General features: G+C 45.9%; 19 protein-coding genes and 1 tRNA gene. 7 read left to right on the forward strand and 13 right to left on the reverse strand.

The features are described from left to right. Nucleotides 1-14: 14 nt before the first annotated feature. The 4 genes from CGSMWGV1500E_RS01805 to CGSMWGV1500E_RS01790 form a co-directional block, all read right to left on the reverse strand. Complete coding sequence (locus CGSMWGV1500E_RS01805) at nt 15-1,382, reverse strand: dipeptidase (RefSeq protein ID WP_004128774.1); 1,368 nt, start codon at nt 1,380-1,382, stop codon at nt 15-17. 90 nt (nt 1,383-1,472) lie between these two features. Then, entirely contained in the window at nt 1,473-2,021 is a 549-nt protein-coding gene (locus CGSMWGV1500E_RS01800) for a low molecular weight protein-tyrosine-phosphatase (RefSeq protein ID WP_004128781.1), read from the reverse strand. 85 nt (nt 2,022-2,106) lie between these two features. Next, the gene (locus CGSMWGV1500E_RS01795) at nt 2,107-2,760 is read right to left on the reverse strand and encodes a dihydrofolate reductase (protein WP_004128783.1); all 654 of its coding nucleotides are present in this window, start codon (nt 2,758-2,760) and stop codon (nt 2,107-2,109) included. A gap of 75 nt (nt 2,761-2,835) precedes the next feature. Then, nucleotides 2,836-3,708, reverse strand: coding sequence for a thymidylate synthase (locus CGSMWGV1500E_RS01790; protein ID WP_004128784.1), 873 nt, complete (start codon nt 3,706-3,708; stop codon nt 2,836-2,838). 108 nt (nt 3,709-3,816) lie between these two features. Between CGSMWGV1500E_RS01790 and CGSMWGV1500E_RS01785 the strand changes: the two genes are divergently transcribed. Further along, nucleotides 3,817-4,236, forward strand: a complete 420-nt coding sequence (locus CGSMWGV1500E_RS01785; protein WP_004128786.1) for an OsmC family protein — start codon at nt 3,817-3,819, stop codon at nt 4,234-4,236. 198 nt (nt 4,237-4,434) lie between these two features. Continuing rightward, a complete protein-coding gene (locus tag CGSMWGV1500E_RS01780) occupies nt 4,435-5,718 on the forward strand; it encodes a glycosyltransferase (RefSeq protein WP_004128789.1) in 1,284 nt (427 codons plus the stop codon). Nucleotides 5,719-5,924: 206 nt separating this feature from the next. Here CGSMWGV1500E_RS01780 and CGSMWGV1500E_RS01775 read toward each other — a convergent pair whose 3' ends face one another. The 3 genes from CGSMWGV1500E_RS01775 to CGSMWGV1500E_RS01765 form a co-directional block, all read right to left on the reverse strand. Further along, nucleotides 5,925-6,950 (reverse strand): universal stress protein, encoded by a 1,026-nt coding sequence (locus CGSMWGV1500E_RS01775; protein WP_004128790.1) that lies wholly within the window; start codon nt 6,948-6,950, stop codon nt 5,925-5,927. Nucleotides 6,951-7,117: 167 nt separating this feature from the next. Further along, nucleotides 7,118-7,834 carry a C40 family peptidase gene (locus tag CGSMWGV1500E_RS01770; protein WP_004128792.1) on the reverse strand — a complete coding sequence of 239 codons (717 nt, stop codon included), beginning with the start codon at nt 7,832-7,834 and terminating at the stop codon, nt 7,118-7,120. Nucleotides 7,835-7,979: 145 nt separating this feature from the next. Then, the gene (locus CGSMWGV1500E_RS01765) at nt 7,980-9,242 is read right to left on the reverse strand and encodes a CHAP domain-containing protein (protein ID WP_004128794.1); all 1,263 of its coding nucleotides are present in this window, start codon (nt 9,240-9,242) and stop codon (nt 7,980-7,982) included. A gap of 281 nt (nt 9,243-9,523) precedes the next feature. On the opposite strand from CGSMWGV1500E_RS01765, the gene CGSMWGV1500E_RS01760 reads away from it, so the two are divergent. Then, nucleotides 9,524-9,778 carry a DUF2530 domain-containing protein gene (locus CGSMWGV1500E_RS01760; protein ID WP_004128796.1) on the forward strand — a complete coding sequence of 85 codons (255 nt, stop codon included), beginning with the start codon at nt 9,524-9,526 and terminating at the stop codon, nt 9,776-9,778. A 16-nt stretch (nt 9,779-9,794) separates the two neighbouring features. Here the strand turns inward: CGSMWGV1500E_RS01760 and CGSMWGV1500E_RS01755 are convergent, their stop codons facing one another. Beyond that, nucleotides 9,795-11,069 carry a sensor histidine kinase gene (locus CGSMWGV1500E_RS01755; protein WP_004128798.1) on the reverse strand — a complete coding sequence of 425 codons (1,275 nt, stop codon included), beginning with the start codon at nt 11,067-11,069 and terminating at the stop codon, nt 9,795-9,797. A 161-nt stretch (nt 11,070-11,230) separates the two neighbouring features. On the opposite strand from CGSMWGV1500E_RS01755, the gene phoU reads away from it, so the two are divergent. Beyond that, nucleotides 11,231-11,911, forward strand: a complete 681-nt coding sequence (gene phoU, locus CGSMWGV1500E_RS01750; RefSeq protein ID WP_004128799.1) for a phosphate signaling complex protein PhoU — start codon at nt 11,231-11,233, stop codon at nt 11,909-11,911. Between the two features lie 462 nt (nt 11,912-12,373). Here the strand turns inward: phoU and CGSMWGV1500E_RS01745 are convergent, their stop codons facing one another. After that, on the reverse strand, nt 12,374-13,114 hold the full coding sequence (locus tag CGSMWGV1500E_RS01745; RefSeq protein ID WP_004128801.1) for a phosphoglyceromutase: 741 nt from the start codon (nt 13,112-13,114) through the stop codon (nt 12,374-12,376). Between the two features lie 68 nt (nt 13,115-13,182). After that, nucleotides 13,183-14,868: a lysine--tRNA ligase gene (gene lysS / locus CGSMWGV1500E_RS01740; protein ID WP_004128803.1), complete on the reverse strand. Its 1,686-nt coding sequence runs from the start codon at nt 14,866-14,868 to the stop codon at nt 13,183-13,185. Nucleotides 14,869-15,034: 166 nt separating this feature from the next. On the opposite strand from lysS, the gene CGSMWGV1500E_RS01735 reads away from it, so the two are divergent. After that, nucleotides 15,035-15,108: transfer RNA gene (locus CGSMWGV1500E_RS01735), tRNA-Pro, on the forward strand. A 308-nt stretch (nt 15,109-15,416) separates the two neighbouring features. On the opposite strand, the gene CGSMWGV1500E_RS01730 is transcribed toward CGSMWGV1500E_RS01735, so the two are convergent. After that, nucleotides 15,417-18,068, reverse strand: a complete 2,652-nt coding sequence (locus CGSMWGV1500E_RS01730; protein ID WP_004128804.1) for a BspA family leucine-rich repeat surface protein — start codon at nt 18,066-18,068, stop codon at nt 15,417-15,419. A gap of 199 nt (nt 18,069-18,267) precedes the next feature. Between CGSMWGV1500E_RS01730 and CGSMWGV1500E_RS01725 the strand changes: the two genes are divergently transcribed. Further along, a complete protein-coding gene (locus CGSMWGV1500E_RS01725) occupies nt 18,268-20,376 on the forward strand; it encodes a DUF4037 domain-containing protein (RefSeq protein ID WP_004128806.1) in 2,109 nt (702 codons plus the stop codon). Then, nucleotides 20,373-21,044, forward strand: coding sequence for a DUF4125 family protein (locus tag CGSMWGV1500E_RS01720; RefSeq protein WP_329503494.1), 672 nt, complete (start codon nt 20,373-20,375; stop codon nt 21,042-21,044). The genes CGSMWGV1500E_RS01725 and CGSMWGV1500E_RS01720 overlap by 4 nt, the downstream gene beginning before the upstream one ends. A 269-nt stretch (nt 21,045-21,313) precedes the next feature. On the opposite strand, the gene CGSMWGV1500E_RS01715 is transcribed toward CGSMWGV1500E_RS01720, so the two are convergent. Then, entirely contained in the window at nt 21,314-21,976 is a 663-nt protein-coding gene (locus tag CGSMWGV1500E_RS01715; RefSeq protein ID WP_080572233.1) for a DUF3800 domain-containing protein, read from the reverse strand. A 186-nt stretch (nt 21,977-22,162) separates the two neighbouring features. Continuing rightward, on the reverse strand, nt 22,163-22,786 hold the full coding sequence (locus tag CGSMWGV1500E_RS01710; RefSeq protein ID WP_004128812.1) for a type IV toxin-antitoxin system AbiEi family antitoxin domain-containing protein: 624 nt from the start codon (nt 22,784-22,786) through the stop codon (nt 22,163-22,165). Nucleotides 22,787-22,944 lie beyond the last annotated feature (158 nt).

A 22,944-nucleotide genomic window follows, 5' to 3' on the forward strand; every position in this document is an offset into this window, starting at 1 on the left:
ACGTAGAAACGAAATTACTCAGCCAATCGATCCAAAAGCAGCGCTTCCGTCACAATATTTCCGCGCAATCCAGAAAGAGAAATCGACTCGTTAGGGCTGTGCGCATTAGACTTAGGGTCTTCCGGACCAGTCACAAGCACTTGCGCTTTCGGGAATATGCGCTGAAGCTCTGGAATAAACGGAATCGAGCCGCCCTCGCCCTTATTTACCGGCTCCACGCCAAAAGCATCGCGCATAGAAGCGAGCGCATCCTTTGTTGCAACAGCATCCGGATCCATTGCCCAACCCATGCCGTTATCAATCGGCTCTACAGTAACTTCCGCACCAAAAGGAGCGTGAGATACCAAGAAGTCACACAACGCTTTTTGCGCTTCTTCTGGACGCTGCGAAGGCGCGGTACGAAGCGAAAGACGCAACTTAGTTTCGTGCGCAATCACATTAAAACTGCCCTCAACTGGGTGCGCGTCCATGCCGATTACCGTCAGGCTCGGCTTAGTCCACATGCGCGCGGCGAGAGAACCGGTGCCTGCAAGCTTATAAGAATCAACCACGGAAGCGTCGGCACGCACTTGCGCTTCGTCCAAATCGCGCTGCAAACCGCCGACTGGCTCCTGGGCTTTAATTCCAGGCACTGCCAAATCGCCATCCTTGTTATAAAGCGAGGCAATAAGCATGGAAGCGAGAGTGTAAGCGTCCAAAATCGGGCCGCCAAACTGGCCGGAATGTACTTGATGACCAAGAACTTTAACCTTTACGTCCACGTCGGTATTTCCGCGCAAACTCGTTGTGAGGCTTGGGATTTCTGCGGACCAGTTGCCGGAGTCTGCCACGATGATTACGTCTGATTCGAATTCGTTCTTATGCGACTCGATGAACGGAATGAAGCTTGGCGAACCCATTTCTTCTTCGCCTTCGATGAAAACTTTAATATTTACGCGCAAATCGTCGCTTAGCGCGCGCAAAGCTCCGTAGTGAATTGCGATTCCGCCGCCATCGTCGGCAGATCCGCGGCCGTAAAGACGACCGTCAATCTCCTTGCCTTCAAATGGGTTCGTGTTCCACTCGGATGGGTCCGGAACAGGCTGCACATCGTGATGCGCGTACAGCAAAACCGTTGGCGCGCTTGGGTTTACGATGCGCGAGCCGACCACTTCAAAAGCCCCCGGAGTGCCGTCCGGATTCGTGGACTGCTCAACGCGCGCGTCAATACCAACCTCACGCAATACCCCAGCCACGTATTGCGCGGACTTTTGCATATGCTCGCCGGCAATACCCTTAGCCGAAACCGCAGCAAGCGAAATCTTCTTATTCAACACGGAAACTACATCATTCCAAGCGTCTTGCACGCGAGCGCGCACGTCTTCAACAGCCAAACCTGCCATAAATCCTCCCAAGTAAAAGTAGCAGAGCAGTAATTTATACTTACAAAACTATATCTAAATTATACATAAACTATATTCGCAAATCATGCGCTAAGCGCGCGCGATTCTACTTTCAACCCAATCGACAATATAAGGCGCGCACTGTTCAATCTGATCCATCGCAACCTCAAACTCGTGCGGGCCGCCGTACCATGGATCTGCCAAATCGAGCAGCATTTCGCGACCCGACTGCGGCTTAGGAAGCGCAGGATCAAACGTGCGATACATGTGCACAAGTTCGCGCTTTTGTGCAGGAAGAAGGCGCAAAAGTGAGTGCATGTGCGAAGCTGTCATTGGCAAAAACAGGTTCGTTTCCGCAATCTCATCCGCATCAATTCGATGCGCAAAATGCGACGCAGGAATCCTATACCCGCGTTTCGTAAGCTCACGCTGTGCGCGACGGTCAATCGGATTTCCGTACTCTTCGTCGCTAACTCCGCAAGATTGCACTGCAACAACGTCGCCCAATCCCCTCAATTGAAACTCGTTGCGCAATACAATTTCCGCCATTGGCGAGCGGCAAATATTGCCGGTGCAAACCGTCATAACAGTGTATGGGTGACGCGCGTCAACCTTGATTTTGCTTGATTCTTCAGTCATATTTCCTCGTTTATTTTTGGGTTTATAAATTACTTCTTGATTTATATATTCTTCGCATTCTGCAGATTGCTTCGTGATTTATTGTTTACTGCGCAGGCTCATATACCATAAACCGGTATTGTGCAGGATTGCTTTCGTCACCAACTTTAAGCGGCGCTTCATGCCACTCACCTTCGCGCGCAACATGCCATTTTCCGGAATCAACAAGCTCTTGGATGTTCGGAGCAAATGTGTCAGCTTCAACTTTCGCGTCGATTTGCGTAACGTAAGCTGCGTTCGCGTGATAATTCGCAAGCATTTCGCGCAAAATCGCAGCACCGCCAATAACCCAAATTGCATGGCCGTCTTGAGGAGAGTCTTGAGATGCGTCTTGAGATGCGCTTTCCTTACTTTCGAGCTTTTCCTTATTTTCCAGCCATTCGCGCGCGTAATCCAATGCCGCATCAATGCTAGTAAAACTACGCGCTCCATCTGCCACAAAATCAGGATTATGCGTAACCACAATATTTTCGCGGCCTGGCAGCGGACGGAATTTCGGCGGCATTGCATCCCACGTACCGCGGCCCATAATCACAGGGCAGCCGATTGTCATCGCCTTAAAATAGCGCAAATCTGGAGAAAGTCGCCACGGCATTCCGCCGTTCACGCCCATAGCGCCAGGCTTACCGTCCAAACCGAAAGCCTCACCCCAAATAAGTCGCACCGGAAAATTATTCACCGCACTTACGCTACTTTCCATTTTTCGCACCTCACAAGCAAAATCAAGCTCAATCACGCTCAATCAACCAAAATCACGCAAAATATTTCGCAATTATCACACAGCAACCGGCGCTTTAATCGTCGGATGATGCTTGTAATCAACAACCTTAAAATCGCTGTAATCGTAGTCAAAAATCGAATCTGCCTTACGAATTTCAAGTTGCGGATACGGGTATGGCTCGCGCGAAAGCTGCTCAAGCACCTGCTCAACGTGATTGTCGTAAATATGGCAATCGCCGCCCGTCCACACGAACTCACCAGGCTCCAAACCTGCCTGCTGAGCCATCATCATCGTCAAAAGCGAGTAAGACGCAATGTTAAACGGCACGCCGAGGAACATATCGCAAGAGCGCTGGTAAAGCTGACACGAAAGCTTGCCGTCAGCAACGTAGAACTGGAAAAGCGAGTGGCAAGGCGGCAACGCCATATGCTCAACTTCCGCAGGATTCCAAGCGCTAACAATCATGCGGCGAGAATCCGGATGATTTTTCATAAGATCTAGCACGTTCGCGATTTGGTCGATTGTGCGGTTCGGATTTTCCGCCGTAGGCGCCGGCCAACTCCTCCACTGAACGCCATAAACAGGACCCAAATCGCCGTTTTCATCCGCCCACTCGTCCCAAATATGAACGCCATTTTCTTGCAACCAGCGCACGTTACTCGAACCCTTAAGGAACCAAAGTAACTCGTACGCAAGTCCTTTGAAAAACACGGTTTTTGTAGTAATAAGCGGGAAGTATTTACTAATATCAAAGCGGATTTGTTGGCCAAAAAGTGAGATTGTGCCAGTGCCGGTGCGATCTGATTTTAGAGTGCCTTCCGTAAGGATTTTTCGCACTAAATCCTCGTAAGGAGTAGGGATGCTGGAAAGCGGTTTTTGTGGGATGCGCGCGCGAATTGCGGCAAGTTCTTCTTCTGTTAAAGCCATGATTCAATGGTAACAATTCACGGTAACAATTCACGGTAAGAATTGGACTGTCGTGGCGGTAACAATATGACGTAAAATAGTTAGATAATCAGTAGCAAAGGAGCAAAAATGTCTAGAAGATTATGGGTAGAGCGCGCAGAAGACGGCACTTGGGAAGCACACAGCGATGACGGTGCGAGCTTGAAGTTTGGGCACGGCGACGGCATGTTTAATCCAGTTGAGCTGATGCAGATTGCTTTGGCCGGTTGCACCGCTCTTAGTAGCCAGTATGCGGCTGAGCAGGCTGTTGGCGAGTCTGCCGGCGCGCGAGTTGTGGTAAACGGCACGTACGACGCAGAAGAAGGAGCGTACTTGCGTTTTCAAGAAGACGTTACACTTGACGCAACTTCGGCAAAACCTGCATTAAGCCAGGAAGATGCGGCCGCACTTAAAGAGCGCATGGAACGTCATATTTCCAGGGGTTGCACGGTTAAGCATACGCTCGAAAATGAGGCTAAAGTAAGCGTAAATGTTACTGTTCGCCGCTAAGATAAGGCAAAAAATCGCACCAAAATTCACACCAAAAATCGTAGAAAAAATCGTAGCAGAAATCGTAGCAAATTCACCACAAAATCGTAGCAAAAATCACGCAAAATTCACCACTTGTGGCACAATTGAATACACGAACTGAGTACACGAATTTAGTACACAGAATACTTGCGCAATAACGATGCTACGCATGCATGTATGCAACCGGAGGAAACTTTGAAAATCGCTATTTTTACCGAAACGTATCCACCGTACATAAATGGCGTTGCAACACAGTCATACATGCTCAAAAAAATGTATGAAGAGCTTGGTCACGAGGTGCTTGTGGTCACGGTTGGCTCCGAAAAACAGCGCAAAACCAAGCTTGAAGACGGCGTCGTCTATGTGCCTGGAATCTTACTTAAAAAGCTTTACAAATACCGCGTGGCGCTTCCGATTGGCCACATGCGAAAGCAGCTGCCACTTAAATTCAAGCCGGATGTTATTCATATTCAGAACGAATTTGGAATTGGCGAAATAGGCTTGGAAGTTGCGAAAAAAGAGCATATTCCTGTTATTTACACACTTCACACGGAATACGATAAATTCCTGTTTTACATTGGTTTGAAGCATTTTACTGAGTTTTCGCGCAACCTTTCGGCGAAATATTTTATGCGATTTTCGAAAAATGCCACAATTATTACGAGCATGTCTGCTAAAGCGCAGGCTTATATTGACCGTCAGAAGGTAGATAAAAAAGTTGTTGTGCTAAACAATGCCGTTGAATACAAGCAGTTTTTGCCTACTCCAGAGCGTCTTGCCTTCCGTAAAGCTTTCCGCGAAAAATACGGCGTTTCGGACTCGACTAAGCTTTTCGTTTTCGTAGGAAGAATTGGTGCAGAAAAAAATATTGCTGAGCTGATTGACAACTTTATGTATTGCGATTTTCCTCGCGAAAAAGCGCGATTATTTGTGATTGGCGGCGGACCGGATTTGGAAGACTTGCGAAATCGCGTGGCAGACAACGGTTTTGACGATAGGATCTGCCTGCTTGGACCGATTTCACACACGGAAATTCCGAAGTATTTGCACGCGATGGACTACTACACCACCGCCTCACTTTCCGAAATGCACTCGCTTTCTATGCTCGAAGCAATGGCTTCCGGACTGTTTGCGCTTGTGAAGCACGATGCGCCTAACGAAGACCAGATTATTAGCGGTCAAAACGGGTATCAGTGGGATACTCGCGAAGATTTTAAGGCAGTTTTTAGCAAAGTTTTGAATATGAGCGAGGCTGAGCAGGCTCAGCTTAAGGCGAATGTGCTCGAGTATTCGAAGAATAACGATTTTAAGAGCCAAGCGCTTGAGCTGCTCAAAATTTATGAGCGCGCAATTGAGATGAATAAGAAAGATCTCGCCGAAAAGAAAGCTAAGCAAGATGCAAGGCGTGCGCGTTTTATGCTAAAGAAGCACGAAAATACTGAGCAAAATCCGCAAGATTAGACGCTTTAACGCTCCAAACGCGTGAAAAATACCCCACGTTTGGAGCAAAACACAACCCAAAACCCTCCAAACGCGGGAGAAGTTACCCAGGTTTGGAGCATTTACGCACACATTACCCTCCAAACGCGAGACAACTACCCCACGTTTGGAGCAATATAGCACAAACAACGCTCCAAACACGAGCGTTATCTCGCTCGGGTTAAGCGCTAACGCAAAGGATCAATCGTCTGCTCAATCTCCTTGGCCGCTTCTGCCCCAGCCTTTGGAACATCAACCTCATGCACGCCAGAAATATCGTCAATAGACGCATTCTCGCTCTGCTTTTGAGCCTCGGCAACCTGAGCCGCGCTAAATTCCACATACTTTCTAGGCACAACGTACACAGGCCTCGAAGAATGCTGCAGCAAGCCCTGGCTAATCGAACCAAGCAAAAGTCCAGTAAAACCGCCGCGTCCGCGCGAACCAACAACCACAAGATCATGATTCAAGCTCGCCTGGGTTAGCGCATCAACAGCGGAACCAGGCACAACAGTGCGGTGAATCTTCAAATCTGGCAAACCTTGCAAAATAGGCTTCACACGCTCCTCAAGATCTTCCATATAAGATCCCATAACTGCAGTGTCTCCCTCAGCGCCCTGCACGCTTGGAACCGCGGAAATAACATCCAACTCAGCATTCCAGCTATCCGCCAAATTAGCGGCAATTTCCAGCGCTTTAAGACCCCACTTAGATTCGTCCGAACCCACAGCCACGCGCGAAATCGTGTTATTTAAGTGTATTCGCTGACCATCGTCGTCTGTGTAAGGCACAACCACGATCGGGCAATACGCGTACGCCGGCAACGAAGAGCTGGTTGTTCCAAGCAAACGCTCCGCCAAGCCGCCTTTACCACGGTTACCGATCACAATAAGCTGATAATTGCGCGAAAGCTCCACGAAAACCGACGAAGGGTCGCCTGTAACAATCAGAGTAGTTGCGTCAACGCCCTGCTCAAGCGCCACAGCTTTAGCTTTTGAAAGAATTTCTTGCGCATCGTGATGAGCCGCGTTATCGTCACCAATCGCAGTATAAGTAGCATCAAACGAAACCGCCGCATAACTCGGCAAAGAATACGCGCAAACAATTTGCAACTGTAAGCCTGCATGTTTTGCGTAATTTGCAGCCCACCAAACTGCCTTATAACTCGCGTGAGAGCCATCAACTCCAACTAAAACAGCTTTTTCGGGAATCATCGCCAACCTCCTCATACGGGCACTTGCGGCAGCAGCGTCACTCGTGCGCAAACGTATTTACTATTGTAGCGTAATTTTAGATTGATTGCTCGCAAGTTTTGCGATATATAACTACAAGACGCTATATACTCGCAAAACGCAATACAATTACAAGACGAGATATATAACTACAAGACGCGACGAATAGAATATCCACCAGGGAAAACGTAGCGGATTGGATCGTACTTAGTGCCGGCAAGCTGGGAATTAATTACCATACCGTTACCAACATAAATAGAAGCATGCTGACCGTTGGCAATAATATCGCCCGGCTGTGCTTGATCAAGACTTGGGATTGGAGTTCCAACAGTTGCCTGCGCGCCAGAAGTACGAGGCAAAGAAACACCAACAGCCGCAAAAACGTACTGCACGAAGCCGGAGCAATCCCAGCCAGCAGGAGTTGTACCGCCACTGCGATACGGCACCTTACCTAAGAATTGCGTAGCGAAATTAAGCAAAGCCTCAACAGACTTACCGTTTGGCGGCACAATATTAGCCTGCTGAACAGGCTGAACGGAACCACGGTACTCAGAACGGCTTGCTGCAGCTTCATAAGTGTTTCGCGCAGCAGCAGCGGCAAGTTCGCTAGGAGTCTTAGTTTGAGGAACGTTTAAGCTTTCAATTCCACCCCAATTGGAGTTGGAATCTACATCAGTAGAGGTAGATTCAGTCAAAAGATCTCGACGCACACTCGACATCTTTGGGAATGAGCGCGTTGAAGTAACAGCCGCCTGCTCTGACGCATGCGAAGACTCTGCCATGGCAACTGGAGCCATAACAGCAAGCATTGAAGCCGCAGTGACCGCTGATGCAATAACTGAAAAAATCTTACTGTGATTTAACATACTTCTGAAAGTTTAACACTATGCTGCTACATGCTCGTTTGGCGCAGATTGCGTTCTACACCAGTACACATGACTGTTACTTTCTCAGTTCGCTGACTGAATTAGTAACGGTGTTTGGATTGTGACTATGCCACTTAGTAATGCTTTAGTAGTGAATGAATTGATATTGAGAAAGCTGCTTTGCATCAAACTTACGAGAGAATGTTTTTCCGTGCAAAGAAGCGCCAGATTCCGAAGTTTCAATCGAACCGTCTGAATTAATCTTCTCAACAATTGCAACATGTCCGTAGAACGGATCCGAACCAGCCTGACCAGCGCGGAAAACCATAACATCTCCAACGTGGCGAGGTGTGCGATCAACCCAATACCCGAGTCCGCGCGCAGAATCAGCCCACATGTTTCCGTTGCCAAAATGCGAACCAACAGGCAAACCAAGTTGAGATCTACGCACATACACCCACCAAGTGCACTGGCTGAACTCATACGCGTTACCGGTATCCCCAGTTGCATGATTTGGATTAAAGCCCTTTGGCAATACGTCAAAGTCTTTATCCATAAGCAAAGCGACTTTAGGATTATCTGCAGCAGAACGCGACATTTCCGCAATATTAAAACCTGAATCCGCGCCCAGCTTCCAAGAATCCGACTTAGAAGACGTTACAGAAGCGGTTCCAGGATGCGAACTTGCAGCGCTTCTTGCAGTCGAAATACCCAAAAGGCCGGAAATTCCCGAAGAAGCATAAGCGCCGGAATTATTAGTATTTGCATCATAATCAGCGCGTGCAGCGTGTGCAGCATGAGCGGCATGAGCTGCATGTGAAGCATCACCGGAGTCTGAGCCACTAGCGTTTTCAATAGAGTCAACAGCGTTATTGATTGCATCCATAGAATCTGGCGAATCAATCGAAGTTCGCTGACTAGAGCGAGATACGTTCAAAGCCGAAGAATCATCAACGCTAGTTATGCCATGCTCAAGCTCTGATGCGCGAGAATCAAAAGTATTAATTTTTGTAAGCGACATTGTTGCCGCAACAGCGCCAATCATAGCAATCATAGAAGTTGAAACAAGCAGGCGACGACGACGCTCATTAGCAAGCCTAGACAACCTGATTTCGCGACGGCTTTGCGGCATAATCTCTTGCAAACGCTCGGCAACAGCATCCGAAACCTCAACAACAGCACCATTGCTTGCTGAAAGTGCAGCTAAACGCTCACTATTGCGATTAGTTTGGTAAGAACGCGCGCCATGAAGGCCGTGAGCTCCGCGCGAAGTGCGAGAGCTATGCGAAGAAGTACGCTCACTGTGCGAACCGTGCGCACCATGCTCACCATGCTGTGCTACAAAAAGCGAAAGCGGCGAATAACTACGCCCCTTTGCCTTCGGAGCACCATGTGCAGCACGCTTCATACGAATCACTTTCTTACGTAAACTTTGCCTGTAAATGCTGTGAATATTGTGGATTTAGCGACACCCAACGCACGCCTTCCACAGACACATCTATTTAAGATTACAACGTGGCGCGGATGTAGGAAACACTTATTGGAATCGCGCTGCGCAATCCTGTGCGCAATAACATACGAAATCGAGTGCGCAATAACGTGCATAATAACGTGCGCAATAACGTGCATAATCGCCCTGCATAATCTCGTGCGTAATTTTTAGACTCGACTCAGTTGTATGGTTAGAGTATGAAATTAGCACCTATAGTTAATCCAGATGCACGAAAGTCTACACCAAAGCCACTGCGCGTAGATTTGCGTAAGGTTTTTTCGATAGGTACAATAGCTTGGCTTATTGCAACAGTAGTTACGGTTATTATTGCGTTTTTGCATATTACTACTTGGTTTCCCGCGCTAGTTTGCGCAAGCGGCATGATTATTGGCGTTCTGCTTTTAATTTGGGAGCACTTTGACCGCTGGGATTATCGCCGGCTCGGAAAATAACTTATATTCGCGAAACTTAATTATTCGCAATCGGCACAGCAAAACTAACTGTAGTCCCCTGGCCCGGCCTGCTCCACAATGTAATACTTCCGTGATGCGTAAGTGCCACATGCTTAGCAATCGCAAGACCCAAGCCAACACCATCCTGACTTTTATTACTCTGATTGTGCGCACGATAAAAACGCTCAAAAATGCGCGACTGATCTTCTAAATCAATACCAACACCCCTGTCAACCACGCGAATTACAGCGTAACAACCGTCCGAAGAAGACGCGGCAGATATTGAAACGGTAGCGTTTTGAGGCGAATACGTAATCGCGTTTTCAATTAACTTACGAATCGCAGCTTTAATCTGATCGCCGTCACCGCGCACGCGCAAAGAAGAATCAGCTTTTATCTTAAGCAAAACGCCGCAATTTTGAGCAAAAGAGTCAGTCTGATTTTTAACAGACTCAAGCAAATCTGCAACCGACAACAATTTAGACGCATTTACGTCAATAGGATTTTGCGCACGAACAAGCCACAGTAAATCTTCAAGCATATGCTCAAGTTTTGTGGAAGATTTATTTGCGATTTTCGCTATTTCCTTAACTTTTTGCGTAGAAACGTTAGCTTCCTGCAAAACTTTAGTAAGCTGAGTTAAGCTGCGCGTGGAATTTATTAGCTGATCAGAAACGTTTGCAATAAAGTCGTCTCGAGTTTGCGCAAAACGGTGAGCCGCACTCGTGTCCTCAATAATCAACACAACCACACCGCCACCAACGCTACCTGCCGTAATATTCAGCCAATTTGGGCGCGAAATCGTAGTCGATTCTTCGGAATCATCCGCAATTTTATAACGCTCTGGAGTTGAAGTCACCAAAGAAAGACGCTCAAATCCCCCGGAATTGCGAACGGAATTAACAGCTTGAAGCACGCGCGACTGGCAGAGCGAATCGTCAATAACAACGCCCAGCAAATAAGCTTCGGAGCTTGCGCGAATTACGTCATTTTCGGAGTCGATTACAACAGTCGGCATGTCGAGCATTGCCAAAACTTGAGACGCATCCGAACTTAGGTCGTCTAAATCGGAAAGATTTTCGGATTCGCGGCCTGAGTTGAGATCTGAATCGTAAGAATCGTAAGCATGATTAGAAGTTAAGCCGCGTGAAATATTAACTCTTTTAAACGCGCGCAGCAAAAAACGCCACAACGGCGAAAACCAATCCGACGCAAAAACGCATAACGCAAGCACAACGCAAAGCGAGAGCACGCCAAACGCAATAAATACTACGGCTGAAGAATCAGGCATACTATTATAATCTCATATTTTGCGCACTTTGGTAACTCTGCAAATAAAAAGCGGCATAGACTACTCGCAGCTGAGCAGTTTCGGCCGCTTCGTTACTAGCGTCGTCTATAATTAGAAAGGATGCGCACATAAAGCTTATTGCAACAACGAAAGGATGCACCATGCGAGTGATTTTCAACGAAGAAATGAAGGCCGTATCTGCAAACCTCGAACGCATGGCGGAACTTGTGTCGAAAGCTATGAACGACGCGGGAAACGCACTTGTGAACGCGGATTTGGAATCTGCGCAAACCGTTATTGACAAAGACGCGGATTTGGACGCTTTGGAAGCCAGCACTATTGATCAGTGCTTAACTCTTCTCGCGCGCCAAAACCCGGTTGCAACGGACTTGCGCGAAGTTGTTGCCACTATGCGTTTGGCGGCAACTTTCGAGCGCATGGGCGACTTAACTAGTCATATTGCGCAAATCACTAGGCGAACTTGGCCAGAGTCCGCTATTGTGCAAGAAGCGCGCGAAACAATTGTTGCGATGATTGACTTTTTGCACGAGCTTGCAGGGCGATTAACTACCATGGTTGCTAATCGCGACGTAAAAATGGCGGAAACCATTATTGCTGGAGATGACTCGCTAGACAAGCTGCATGAGGAGATTTTTGCGCTTGTTGAAGGTGAAAATTGGCACGGCACGCGCAGGCAGCTGATTGACATTGTGCTGCTGAGCCGCTTTATTGAGCGCATTGGCGACCACAGCGTTGCTGTTGCAAGGCAGATTGTGTTTATTGTTTCGGGATTTGATCCAACAAAGAAGCCTGAGCCAGATAAAGACACTGTGATTGCGTAGCGCTTGTGGTTGCGTAGCGCTGATATTTTAGAGCGTTGAGTGACATATATTAAGCAGCGTATAAGCGGCACATAAACAGTGCATATTTGTTATGCAAGATTAATATTTATACAATGCTATACCACTATATTTAGTAGCGCCCCCAATCCCCCACATCTAAAAACTAAATTATTATTCATTCAATACTTATTAGGGGGGGGGGGCGTATAAAAATTCCTAGAATATTGCAGATGCGCTCAATCGTAAATAAAAAAGAAACGGGTGAATTTGCAATACGCAACAAATTCACCCGATAGAGAAATTAGAAAGAAGATATTTATAAGTATACGATGCTAGTTAATATTACGCAAGTACTTTTATAATATTTTCTTAAATTTTCTTTTTAATTTTTCGCTAAGTATTAGCTAAGCCTTAAATAAGTCTTCTTAAGCCTTCTTAAGCCTTCTTAAGCTCGACTTAAGCTCACTTCTGACCCTGAGCTGCAACAGCGGCAGCGCCGGCAGCAGCAGCTTCTGGATCCAAATACTCACCGCGAGGCTTGATTGGCTTGAAGTTCTCATCCAACTCGTAAAGCAGCGGAATAGCGGTAGGAATATTGACCTTAGAAATCTCTTCCTCGCTCAAACCGTCAAGCATCTTCACAATTGCACGCAAGCTGTTGCCATGAGCTGCAATCATCACGGTCTTTCCAGACTTAAGCTCAGGAATAATATCGGACTCCCAGTAAGGCGTTACGCGAGTCACAACATTTGCCAAAGCTTCAGTTTCTGGAACTGGATCGCCTGCGTAACGAGGATCGTTAGTCTGAGAATACTCATCGTTTGGATCAATCTCAGGAGGTGGAGTTGCGTAAGAACGACGCCAAATCATGAACTTCTCATCGCCATATTCCTGACGAATCTCAGACTTGTTCTTACCTTGCAAAGCGCCATAGTGACGCTCGTTCAAACGCCAGCTGCGGCGAACTGGAATCCACAAGCGGTCGGCTGCATCAAGCGCGTAATTCGCGGTGTTGATAGCACGACGAAGCAAAGAAGTGAACACGATGTCTGGAAGAACGTTCTTCTCTTTAAGAAGCTCGCCACCATGCTTAGCTTCCTCAACACCCTGCTCAGTCAGCGGTACATCAACCCAACCAGTGAACTGATTGGTCTTATTCCATGCGCTCTGACCATGTCGGAGCAATACTAATTTATATGTCATAATTACCTAGTCTATTCGTTTCGTACGACTACATGAATTAAATTTTACTTTGCGTCAATTAGCGTCAACTAGCGAAGAGGCTTCACAAGTGGGAACGTAATCGTCTCGCGAATAGTTGCGCCCGTAAGAGCAATCAGCAAGCGATCAATACCCATGCCCATACCGCCGGCAGGAGGCATACCAACGCCGAGAGCCTCAATGAAGTCCTCGTCAATATCCATTGCCTCAACATCGCCAGCCAAAGCATCCTTAGCCTGAGCCACAAAGCGCTCGCGCTGCACAACAGGATCGTTAAGCTCAGAATAGCCGGTTGCAAGCTCAAAGCCGCGCACGTACAAATCCCACTTTTCAACCATTCCAGGCTTCGTGCGGTGACCCTTAACAAGCGGGCTGGTCTCCACTGGGAAGTCGCGCACAAACGTTGGCTCGTAAAGCTTATCCTCGTAGAAGTGCTCCCACAAGTGCTCAACCAACTTGCCGTGATTCTCAACGTCGTCGCGCTCAACGCCAAGCTTGTCTGCAATCGCACCCAAATGCTCAACGGAAGTTTCCGGCGTAATCTCCTCGCCCAAAGCCTCAGAAAGCGAGCCGTACATTGTAATCTGCTTCCATTCGCCACCAAAATCGTACTCTTCGCCGTTAAGCAAAGTCACCTTGGTAGAGCCGAAAGCGTCGATAGCAGCCTTCTGAATCAGCTCCTTAGTAAGAGCGCCAATCGTATCGTAAGTGCCGTAAGCTTGGTAAGCTTCGAGCATTGTAAACTCTGGGGCGTGAGTTGCGTCCACGCCTTCGTTTCTAAAATCGCGGTTGATTTCAAACACGCGGTCAATGCCACCAACCAAGCAGCGCTTCAAGAAAAGCTCTGGAGCGATGCGCAAATAAAGATCAATGTCAAAAGCGTTCATGTGAGTTGTGAACGGACGAGCAGCAGCACCGCCGTGAACAGTTTGCAACATTGGGGTTTCGACTTCCAAGAAGTCGTGACTGTCGAAAGTGCGGCGAAGAGAAGCCACAGCATGCGAACGCCTGCGAACCATATCGCGAATCTTCTCGTCCGCAATCATACCAATATATGGCTTGCGCGTACGAGTATCGTCGCTTAATTCCTTGTGCAAAGCCGGAAGAGGCTGCAAAGCCTTAGCTGCAATCGCCCACTCGGTTGCAAAAACGGAAAGCTCGCCGGTCTTAGACGAAATCACGCGACCGCGAACGTAAAGGTGGTCGCCCAAATCAACCATCTGCTTAAAGCTTTTAATGGACTCCTCACCAATTTCCTTCTTGGAAACCATGGCCTGAATCGTCGTGCCATCACCGGCAGAAAGCTTAACGAAGCACAAGCCGCCAGCGTTACGCAAGAAAAGCACGCGACCTGCAATACCAACCTCGGTATCGGTTTCTTCGCCTGCTTCAAGCTTGCCGTCGAACTGCTTACGAACCTGCTCGATAGTATCCGTAACGTTAAGATGCACAGGGTAAGGCTGCACGCCTTCCTTAAGAAGCATCGCACGCTTAGCAACGCGCATCTGCACCTGCTCTGGGTGCGCAAGAGGGCCAAACTCTTTATTGCTTGGGTCGATTGCTTCGTCCAGAGTTGCGCCTTCGTTTACACGCTTGGCGATTGCCTCGTCTTGAGCGAGTAACATTTCGGCATGTTCAACAGTGTCGATTTCGTTGGCGATATCTGTGGTAGTATCTGTTGCTTCGTTTTCTGCGGCGTTTTGCGCGGCAGACATTGCAGTATTGGTGTCAGTCATAAACGCTAATTGTAGCTACTAGGTAATACAGATAAGAACACAAGCTAAGCAAGCGCAACAAAATATTTGTATGCGCCAGCCTGTAACATTACGGACGTTGTTAGAACTTTGTACGCAAGTACTTTGTGCAAGTATTTTGCGCAAGTCTTTTGCGCAAGTCTAACATCGGGCTGTAGCGCAGTTTGGTAGCGCGCTTCGTTCGGGACGAAGAGGCCGCGGGTTCAAATCCCGCCAGCCCGACTTTTGATTTTTGAAACATCTGCCGGAAATTATCCGGCATTTGTAGTCTTCTCGGCCGTTTTATGAAATATTTGCCGGAAATTCGTTACCAACGCAGCACGCAGGAGCGAGCGCGCGACATAAACTACTCACGCGTGCGCTGTTTTGGTCGGAATCTGGCTGAAAAGCGACATAAACTACTCACAGCTGAGCAGTTTCGGTCGGAATCTTCCGTAAAAACGACATAAACTACTCACAGCTGAGCAGTTTCGGTCGGATTTTCGCACGCAAGCACACTATAAGCACGCTATAAGCACGCTGACAATCTGCTACTCTTCAACAATCTGCTTCTCGTCGCGCTTCTTCCTCATCTTGTATCCCAAGGCAAAGCCGATAATCAGCATAATCAGCCACGACACAATCAATCCAGCAATCAGACCAGCAACCAATCCGCCATTTTCTAACCACGAATACTTATTACCGTTTTGATAAGACGCAGCGTTATTTTCCGACTTTTTTGCCGAGCCGGCGGAATTGCGCGAATTTGCGTCAGATGGCGAAGTTGGGCACACACATTTGCAAGTCCCGTCGTTGCCATTTAACTGCTTTTGCGCGCCGGAATTGGCGTTATTAGTGCGATTAGCGAGATTATTGCGATTACGATTGGCCACCCCACGACGAAGCGCGTTATTTTCTGCATCAGCGTTTTGAATTGATTGAAGCGGATTCTGCGGCGCGTTCTGAGGCACATTATCAGGCTCGTTATCAAGCGGATTAAATGGATTTGAATCCGGGTTCGAATCCGGAGTAAAATCCGGATTAATATTCAAATCTGGATTCGGCGTCGGAGTCGGTGTTGGCGAAGGTTGCGGGCCAGGCTGCGGCTGCGGTTGCGGTTGCGGTTCTGGCTGCGGTGGCGTTGGCGGCGTTGGTGGAACAGGCGGCTTTGGCTTTGGCTTGTGCTTTACATCAGCCGTAAAAGTGATGTCAAAAAGCGAATGTATAACCGCATCTTTAATATCTTTATCTTGGATATATGAAGGATTTTTCTGATTTTTGAGCAAATTACTTGTTGGTACGTTCCCATCTACAGCAGAACCAGTGTTCTTCATAAATATTGGATTTTTATTAATAATTTTATAATCAATATTGGTGAATATTGGATTCAGCAATCTCTGCCACTTAACTGTATCCCCATCAACAATTCCAAGAGACTTTCTAATCTCATCAAAAGTCATGGTTGATTTATAGCGAGAATTATCAGCTTCTTTAAGAAGATTCTCCAACACATCAATCTTACTATTCTTAGATTCGCGAATAAGTTTAGCAGTGTAAGTTAAACCAAGATCTTCCGCCTGCAAGGCTAGTTTTTCTTTATCAGCATCTTTGTTAGCAGGGTTACCGCTTAGTTGAAGATCTTTACTAGGAGTGTATTTATGCGTGCAATTCACAAACTCTGTATTCTTACCTAACGTATTATTCCTACCTAACGTATGATTTTGACCTTGCAATGCGTCAGTAATACAGGTAATTGTGTTATTAGGATTTTCAGCGTTCCCAACTTTGCTGTTAAATGTAACTTTAATATAATCGCGAACCCAACGAATGTAGCCAGTCTTCGACTCATAATCATTAGCTACCAAATCAATATTTTCCCCAGGTTTAACAGCAGATTTACCCTTGGATTTACGCCATATGCCATCAGGAAAAATGGAAGTATTTTTATTATTAGCATCCGTAGGCAACGTAAGATCTCTTAGTCCAGAATTTTTAAACATGTCGGAAGTTGCAGAACAAGGATCTTCCTTTCCATGTTTAACTGACCCTTGTGGGAACTTCCACTTACTTAAATCTAAAGACTTAACTCCGCTTCGCAAAAACATTGCAGACATATCTATAACGCTACTCGTATTCCACTTGTCAATGCCCGCAATAGTTTTCAAACTTTGAGTATTGTAAAACATGCCGTACATAGTCTTAACGCTGCTAGTATTCCATTTTTCAACACCCGCAACAGCTTCCAAACTTTGATTGTTTGCAAACACTAAAGACATATCTCTAACGCTTTTAGTATCCCAGTTATCTAAACCTGTTACACTAGTGAGGTTAATATCGTTTTGGAATAATTGACTGATATCTGCTAAAGTACCAGAATTTGCTTTAAACAACTTGGCACTAGTTAAACTATTGCACTCATAGAACATCGCCCAAGCATTTTTAATCTTAACGTTTTGCCAACCACTTAAATCAATGTTTTTAAGTTTTTTATCATTCGCAAACATAAAACTGGTATTAGTAATGCTGCTCATATCCCAATTCGTAATTCCATCAACAGTTTCAAGGTTTGTGCATTCTGCGAACATTGATTGTAATGAGTTGTCTTTGATATCATCCGCAAATTTTATATGGTCCAAACCAACTACTTTTTGAAGACCAGCGTATCCTTGGAACATACTTTCTGCACCATCTAATGTCATATCTTCATCTATGACAATAGTTTTTATTTGATTCTTAAGAGCATCAAAGCCAGGTCCACTATAATTTCCATCCGAAGTTCCGAAAATACTATCGAACTTACCTGAACCCGTACCATATCCAGTATTCCCACCATAAACAGGCTTCTTTGGATCAATAGGTCTCAGATGTATCGTATCCCACGTACCAGCAATAATAAGCCACTTAAGATTACGACCAGGTAGTTTAATCCATTCTTTGTCATCTGCATCATCAGCAGACCGAGTCGAAGTAGCAGTACTTGAAGCCGAAGCCCTCCCCGAACCCGCACCCGCCGAACGCGCGGCATTTTTTGAGGATTTGGGAGCAGTAGCGCCGGAAATCGCGGAAGAAGTGCGCGATGTGCCAATCATACCGACTGCGCTTGTGATTGTTGGCAACGTCATTGTTACTGACGAAATCACAGACGCGCAGATGGCCACAATTTTATAAATCCCGCTTTTATTCTTCACACTCTTATTGCTCATTTATCTTCCTGTTCAATCAGCAAAATACACACTCTCAATATTTATGCTAGCCAGTAAAAAAAAAACGAAAGAGCAGCGCAAAAAATAAGTTAGCGCGCGCAAAGTTTTTGTCGCTTCTCGAGAAGATTACGGCAGTTTCTTTACGTGGCTGTAAAGTTGAAGTCGATTGATTGAAGAGCGCAATAGCAAGGGGGCTTTGATGCAGAACGCTGCGCAATTTTATAGCGAGCTTGACGAAATGTTCGCGAATCACGCGGGCGCGGAAGCAATTGAATCGTACCTTTTGCGAAAACTTGCCGAAACACAGGTGAATTCCGAAGTCGCGGCAGATGCAAAGGCGCAACAAGAAACCGCGGAAAATGCAGCAACCGAAGAAACCGCATCAACCACAAAAACCGCGCAAACCAATTCCCTGCAGCTTTCAATTCTCAACGAAATCATGGGATTTTACCGTTCGCGCGGCGAACACGCAAAAAATCAGTCAATCATAAATCGCGCTCTAAATCTGGCCGATTCCATGCGCATAGCTGGCACCGAAGCCGGCACGACCACGCTAATCAACGCCGCCACAAGCCTTCGCGCGGCTGGCAGCTACGAGCGCGCAGCAGAAATATATTCTCAAGCTATTAAAGAATCATCGAAAACACTAAAACCAAACGATAGAAAACTCGCTGCCCTTCACAACAATCTTTCAATGCTTTATAGCGAAACAGGTAACACGAGTGAAGCAATTGATGAGCTTAATCAGGCGCTTGAGATTTTGCAAAATACGAGCACAGATCCTGATCACGACATCGATATTGCCGCTACGCACACGAATATTGCGCTTGCTATGTTGCAGGAGTGCTCACATCCCAACACCAGCACAAACAGCAAATCCGCAACTCTTGAATCCGCTTTTAATCACGCCTCGACCAGCGTTCGCATGTACGTCGCTGGAAATAACGAAAATCAACCGCACTACGCTTCTGCTTTGGCAGGTTTTGCGCAAGTTCAGTGCGCGCGCGGCGAGTACGCTCAGGCGGCGGAAAGTTACAGTAAAGCGCTTGATTTGATTGCGAAATGTTACGGAAAAGATAGCGAATCTTACGCGATTACAGCGGAAAATTTGCAGCAGACACGCAAGTTAGCAGAAAAAGTTACGGCGAGTGGCGCGGCGAATGTGATTCAATACGATTCGGAAAAGTCGCAAGCAACCGATGAGCAACAGCCAGAGTCAAATAAAACCATAAAATCAATCAAAACTGTAAAAACAGAAAATAATCCAAAAATAACAACCGGCATGCAACTATCGCAATCATACTGGCAAACTTACGGAAAGTCGTTACTCGATCAGCCAAAATTTGCGATGTACAAAAATCGCATAGCTGCAGGATTAGTTGGTCACGGTTCGGAATGTTACGGTTTTGACGACGAGATTTCGCGCGACCACGATTTTGGTCCCGGCTTCTGCTTGTGGCTCACCGACGAAGATTACGCGAAAATCGGCGCGGATTTGCAAAACGCTTACAACGCACTTCCGAAGAAATACGCCGATTTTGAATCTCGCAGCGAAACGCCGCGCGCCAAATCTTGCGAAAGCAGCAAGCGCGTCGGAGTATTTCGCATAAGCGAATTTTTCGAAAATCTAACCGGCTTCCCCACTGCCCCAAGCGAAAACGAGCCGCATTTATGGCTGTCCTTAGATGAGTCAACGCTTGCAGCAGCTACGAACGGAAAAATTTTCGCGGACCCACTTGGAGAGTTCTCAAAAGCTCGGCAAAGCTTCAAACTCATGCCGGACGACGTGCGAATCTCACTAATCTCCAGAAGACTTGGCATGATTTCACAAGCCGGCCAATACAATTTCCAACGCATGATAGCTCGCAAAGATGCATCCGCCGCGTGGCTTTCTATAAACGAATTCGTGCGCGCAACCGCTTCCCTCGTTTTTCTGCTCAACAATCCCGTAACCGCAGGCTACTTGCCTTACTACAAGTGGCAGTTTGAGGCATTGCGAAAGCTAAGCAATCGCATGGCTTCCAGGCTTCCGGAAGTGTGCGGCAAACTTGAGTCAGTAATGCGACTTTCTTCCGCTGCTTGCTTTGGTGGCGACGGCTCCGGCGGCGACGGTTTTGGAGAAGGTGGCAAAGGAGCGGGAATTGCGCAAAAGCAAGTTACGCAAATAATTGACAGTATTTGCGAGGATATTGTGCGCGAGTTGCAATACGAGGGCTTAAGCGATTGCGGCGAAACTTTTTTGGAATGGCAGCGGCCGTATGTTGAAGCGCATATTAATTCGCGCGCTGTGTGCTTAAGGAGCTTATGATGTGTGATTTATTGGCAACGAAAGCGCAAAATCAGAAAGCGCAAAATCCAAGATCAGAAAAGCTTGCGGAAGAAATTACAAAACTCGAGTGGGATCAGTTTCAGCTTACGCAAAACGAAGGCGGACGCGCGAATTGTCAAGGAAACTGGCCGACTTTTCACATTATGCGCGTGAGTCAGTTTTTGGCGTGGCCGCTCAATTTGCAAGAGTCTTATAAGCAGGATCTTGAGCGTGCGAATAGCGGTGGCCGCAATTTGATTACGGAAAAGTATGCGCGAATGATGGAGTCTACTGCGCCGGAAATTTTTGAGCGCACGATTAAGCCTTATATTAAGCCGATTTTAGAGCCTAGAAAAAGTTCGCAGGAGCAGATTATTTTAACGCAAGTTGAGTGGGCTGCGGATTTTCGCGAGCGCTACCCGCATTTAGGTCTTGCGATGCGCGTGCTTAAAACTAGCGAAGATACGGCAGAAAATACGTCTTTTGAAACGTATTTGCGAGGCGAATTAAGCACGTATTCTGACGCAACTTTCGCAAAATACCAGCGTTTTGTGAATAACTTGCGCGCGGAAAATCTAAATCTTACGCAAATGATAATCGCGAATACTGTGCGCATGTATGGCTACGATTCACTCGAAGCGGCTGAGATAGAACAACGACCCGCCTAAGCACATTGCCTGAGCCTAATAATTGCATAACACATTTCAAGCTCCTTCAAAATGCCAGACAGTTACAGCAACACAAACTACAGTATGTTGCTAACGTTATTTTAATTTGATACAATTTTAGGTAGTCCCTCGAATAGTCACCCGCTGGTGTGCGTTTCTTTACATAACGTAATGAATAGAGGGACTATAATTTTTTATCTGTTCTTTTCGAAATCAGTACAGAAGTTATCTGTTATTTGCGGCAAAAAATTTTGCAGATTAGCAAAATTTTATTTGTCATCTGTAAACACCCAATAAGTTCCAAATGGCTTATTAGTCCTATAAGCAAAAGTATTAAAATGCGCTAATGCTTTTTGGTTACCAGTTTCTAATTTTGCGCGAACAGCTCCAGCGGTCATATCCGCCAATTGAATCATTGGATTGGTTTTTGAATCAACAAAATCAACCTTACTTAATGTTCCTGGACATACTTTATTAACTATATTCATTAGATAATCTGCATCAGGAATAGAAAAAGCGCGAGTATCCTGCCCATCAATATACAAAATACATTCCTTGACCGCCCCAAATGTGTGCGTAAAAAGCTGACGTATCATATAACTTTTTAGTAGCCTAGGATTACTTAATAAATTTTTACTACGAATTTTAGTTTTGTCTGCAATAATTACTCGTACGTGATAATTGGCTAATTTCATGCAATCAAAAAACACATCTTTAAGCTTAGGATGCGTTTTATTATATTTAAATTCTCGATCATACTTATGAAAGAATTCACCATTTTGTTCCTCACACCTTGCTGTTTCCATCAACTTCCAAGCATGAGTAATGTCTTCAATAGTATCGAAAATACACGCTGCTATCACGACATATCTCGTCGAACCTCTGTCGTATTTAAACCCAGAGTCACCAGAATCGTCTATATAAGCAAACATAAATTAAACTATACAAAATGTACATGAATTGTAGATTATGAATTTATGAATTTAAAATACCATGCGTAGTTTTGATCGAATTATCGCACACTTTCGTGCTGGTTTTACCCTCACGAACAATGCTTTTGTGTATTACGCAAACGCTGCGTAACACTATCTCTAATTGCAGTACTTTTATTACTACTGTTATTCATCGAGAATCTCCAAAATATCGTCAACTTGCCGAAGAATACCAAATTGTTTGGCATATTCGCGCAATCTATGTACGTTTTTATTAGGATTCCTCACATACGCACGCAAAGCCTTACCAAATATCTCTGAATCCTGACACCTACGATTTCTAACCAAATCGCAGATAGTGCGCTCCATATCACAAGACATCACATAATTACCAATAATTGTGCGCACCCTTGTAACGCCAATTTTATACCATTCTTTCCTAATTTGATGCACTTCAACATCATTTTTTATACGCCATGTGTTATAACCCTGACATACCGTAACTTCGTTTATAAACGGCATGCGATCTGTAAGATTATGCAAATACAAAGCAGTTTGGTAAGAGTATATGCAAGCTTTATTGCGAAGTTGGAAAAAATAAAGTTCATCGTAATTATTTGAATTGCTATCAAAATACACACCGCGCGCAACTCTTTCCAAATCATTATTTTTGACCATGCTAGTTAGATACCAAGAGTCAATTCCTGCGGAAGAAACTTCTTTTGCTGTGATGATACCGTTATTTTTCTTAACAATTTCTTTAATCGCACTAATATTTGTTATCTTTTGATTTGCTGTTACTTTTACCATCACATACCAACCTGCTCGAACCATTTTACGAATAACAAAAGCTTATTAAAAACTTGCTTTTGTGCTTTATTATTATATAAATAACGCACGAATACAAGTAAAAGTTAACTATAGACTCATAGCGATAACTTTGATTCAGCCGAGCGCGCGCAGATTAG

Source organism: Gardnerella vaginalis 1500E (assembly GCF_000263595.1).
GTDB lineage: Bacteria > Actinomycetota > Actinomycetes > Actinomycetales > Bifidobacteriaceae > Bifidobacterium > Bifidobacterium vaginale_E.

What these genes read in the sequence shown, in the direction of transcription:
- CGSMWGV1500E_RS01805 (WP_004128774.1), bottom strand. Translation starts at nt 1,382, where the DNA reads ATGGCAGGTTTGGCTGTTGAAGACGTGCGCGCTCGCGTGCAAGACGCT.
- CGSMWGV1500E_RS01800 (WP_004128781.1), bottom strand. Translation starts at nt 2,021, where the DNA reads ATGACTGAAGAATCAAGCAAAATCAAGGTTGACGCGCGTCACCCATAC.
- CGSMWGV1500E_RS01795 (WP_004128783.1), bottom strand. Translation starts at nt 2,760, where the DNA reads ATGGAAAGTAGCGTAAGTGCGGTGAATAATTTTCCGGTGCGACTTATT.
- CGSMWGV1500E_RS01790 (WP_004128784.1), bottom strand. Translation starts at nt 3,708, where the DNA reads ATGGCTTTAACAGAAGAAGAACTTGCCGCAATTCGCGCGCGCATCCCA.
- CGSMWGV1500E_RS01785 (WP_004128786.1), top strand. Translation starts at nt 3,817, where the DNA reads ATGTCTAGAAGATTATGGGTAGAGCGCGCAGAAGACGGCACTTGGGAA.
- CGSMWGV1500E_RS01780 (WP_004128789.1), top strand. Translation starts at nt 4,435, where the DNA reads ATGCAACCGGAGGAAACTTTGAAAATCGCTATTTTTACCGAAACGTAT.
- CGSMWGV1500E_RS01775 (WP_004128790.1), bottom strand. Translation starts at nt 6,950, where the DNA reads ATGATTCCCGAAAAAGCTGTTTTAGTTGGAGTTGATGGCTCTCACGCG.
- CGSMWGV1500E_RS01770 (WP_004128792.1), bottom strand. Translation starts at nt 7,834, where the DNA reads ATGTTAAATCACAGTAAGATTTTTTCAGTTATTGCATCAGCGGTCACT.
- CGSMWGV1500E_RS01765 (WP_004128794.1), bottom strand. Translation starts at nt 9,242, where the DNA reads ATGAAGCGTGCTGCACATGGTGCTCCGAAGGCAAAGGGGCGTAGTTAT.
- CGSMWGV1500E_RS01760 (WP_004128796.1), top strand. Translation starts at nt 9,524, where the DNA reads ATGAAATTAGCACCTATAGTTAATCCAGATGCACGAAAGTCTACACCA.
- CGSMWGV1500E_RS01755 (WP_004128798.1), bottom strand. Translation starts at nt 11,069, where the DNA reads ATGCCTGATTCTTCAGCCGTAGTATTTATTGCGTTTGGCGTGCTCTCG.
- phoU (WP_004128799.1), top strand. Translation starts at nt 11,231, where the DNA reads ATGCGAGTGATTTTCAACGAAGAAATGAAGGCCGTATCTGCAAACCTC.
- CGSMWGV1500E_RS01745 (WP_004128801.1), bottom strand. Translation starts at nt 13,114, where the DNA reads ATGACATATAAATTAGTATTGCTCCGACATGGTCAGAGCGCATGGAAT.
- lysS (WP_004128803.1), bottom strand. Translation starts at nt 14,868, where the DNA reads ATGACTGACACCAATACTGCAATGTCTGCCGCGCAAAACGCCGCAGAA.
- CGSMWGV1500E_RS01730 (WP_004128804.1), bottom strand. Translation starts at nt 18,068, where the DNA reads ATGAGCAATAAGAGTGTGAAGAATAAAAGCGGGATTTATAAAATTGTG.
- CGSMWGV1500E_RS01725 (WP_004128806.1), top strand. Translation starts at nt 18,268, where the DNA reads ATGCAGAACGCTGCGCAATTTTATAGCGAGCTTGACGAAATGTTCGCG.
- CGSMWGV1500E_RS01720 (WP_329503494.1), top strand. Translation starts at nt 20,373, where the DNA reads ATGATGTGTGATTTATTGGCAACGAAAGCGCAAAATCAGAAAGCGCAA.
- CGSMWGV1500E_RS01715 (WP_080572233.1), bottom strand. Translation starts at nt 21,976, where the DNA reads ATGTTTGCTTATATAGACGATTCTGGTGACTCTGGGTTTAAATACGAC.
- CGSMWGV1500E_RS01710 (WP_004128812.1), bottom strand. Translation starts at nt 22,786, where the DNA reads ATGGTAAAAGTAACAGCAAATCAAAAGATAACAAATATTAGTGCGATT.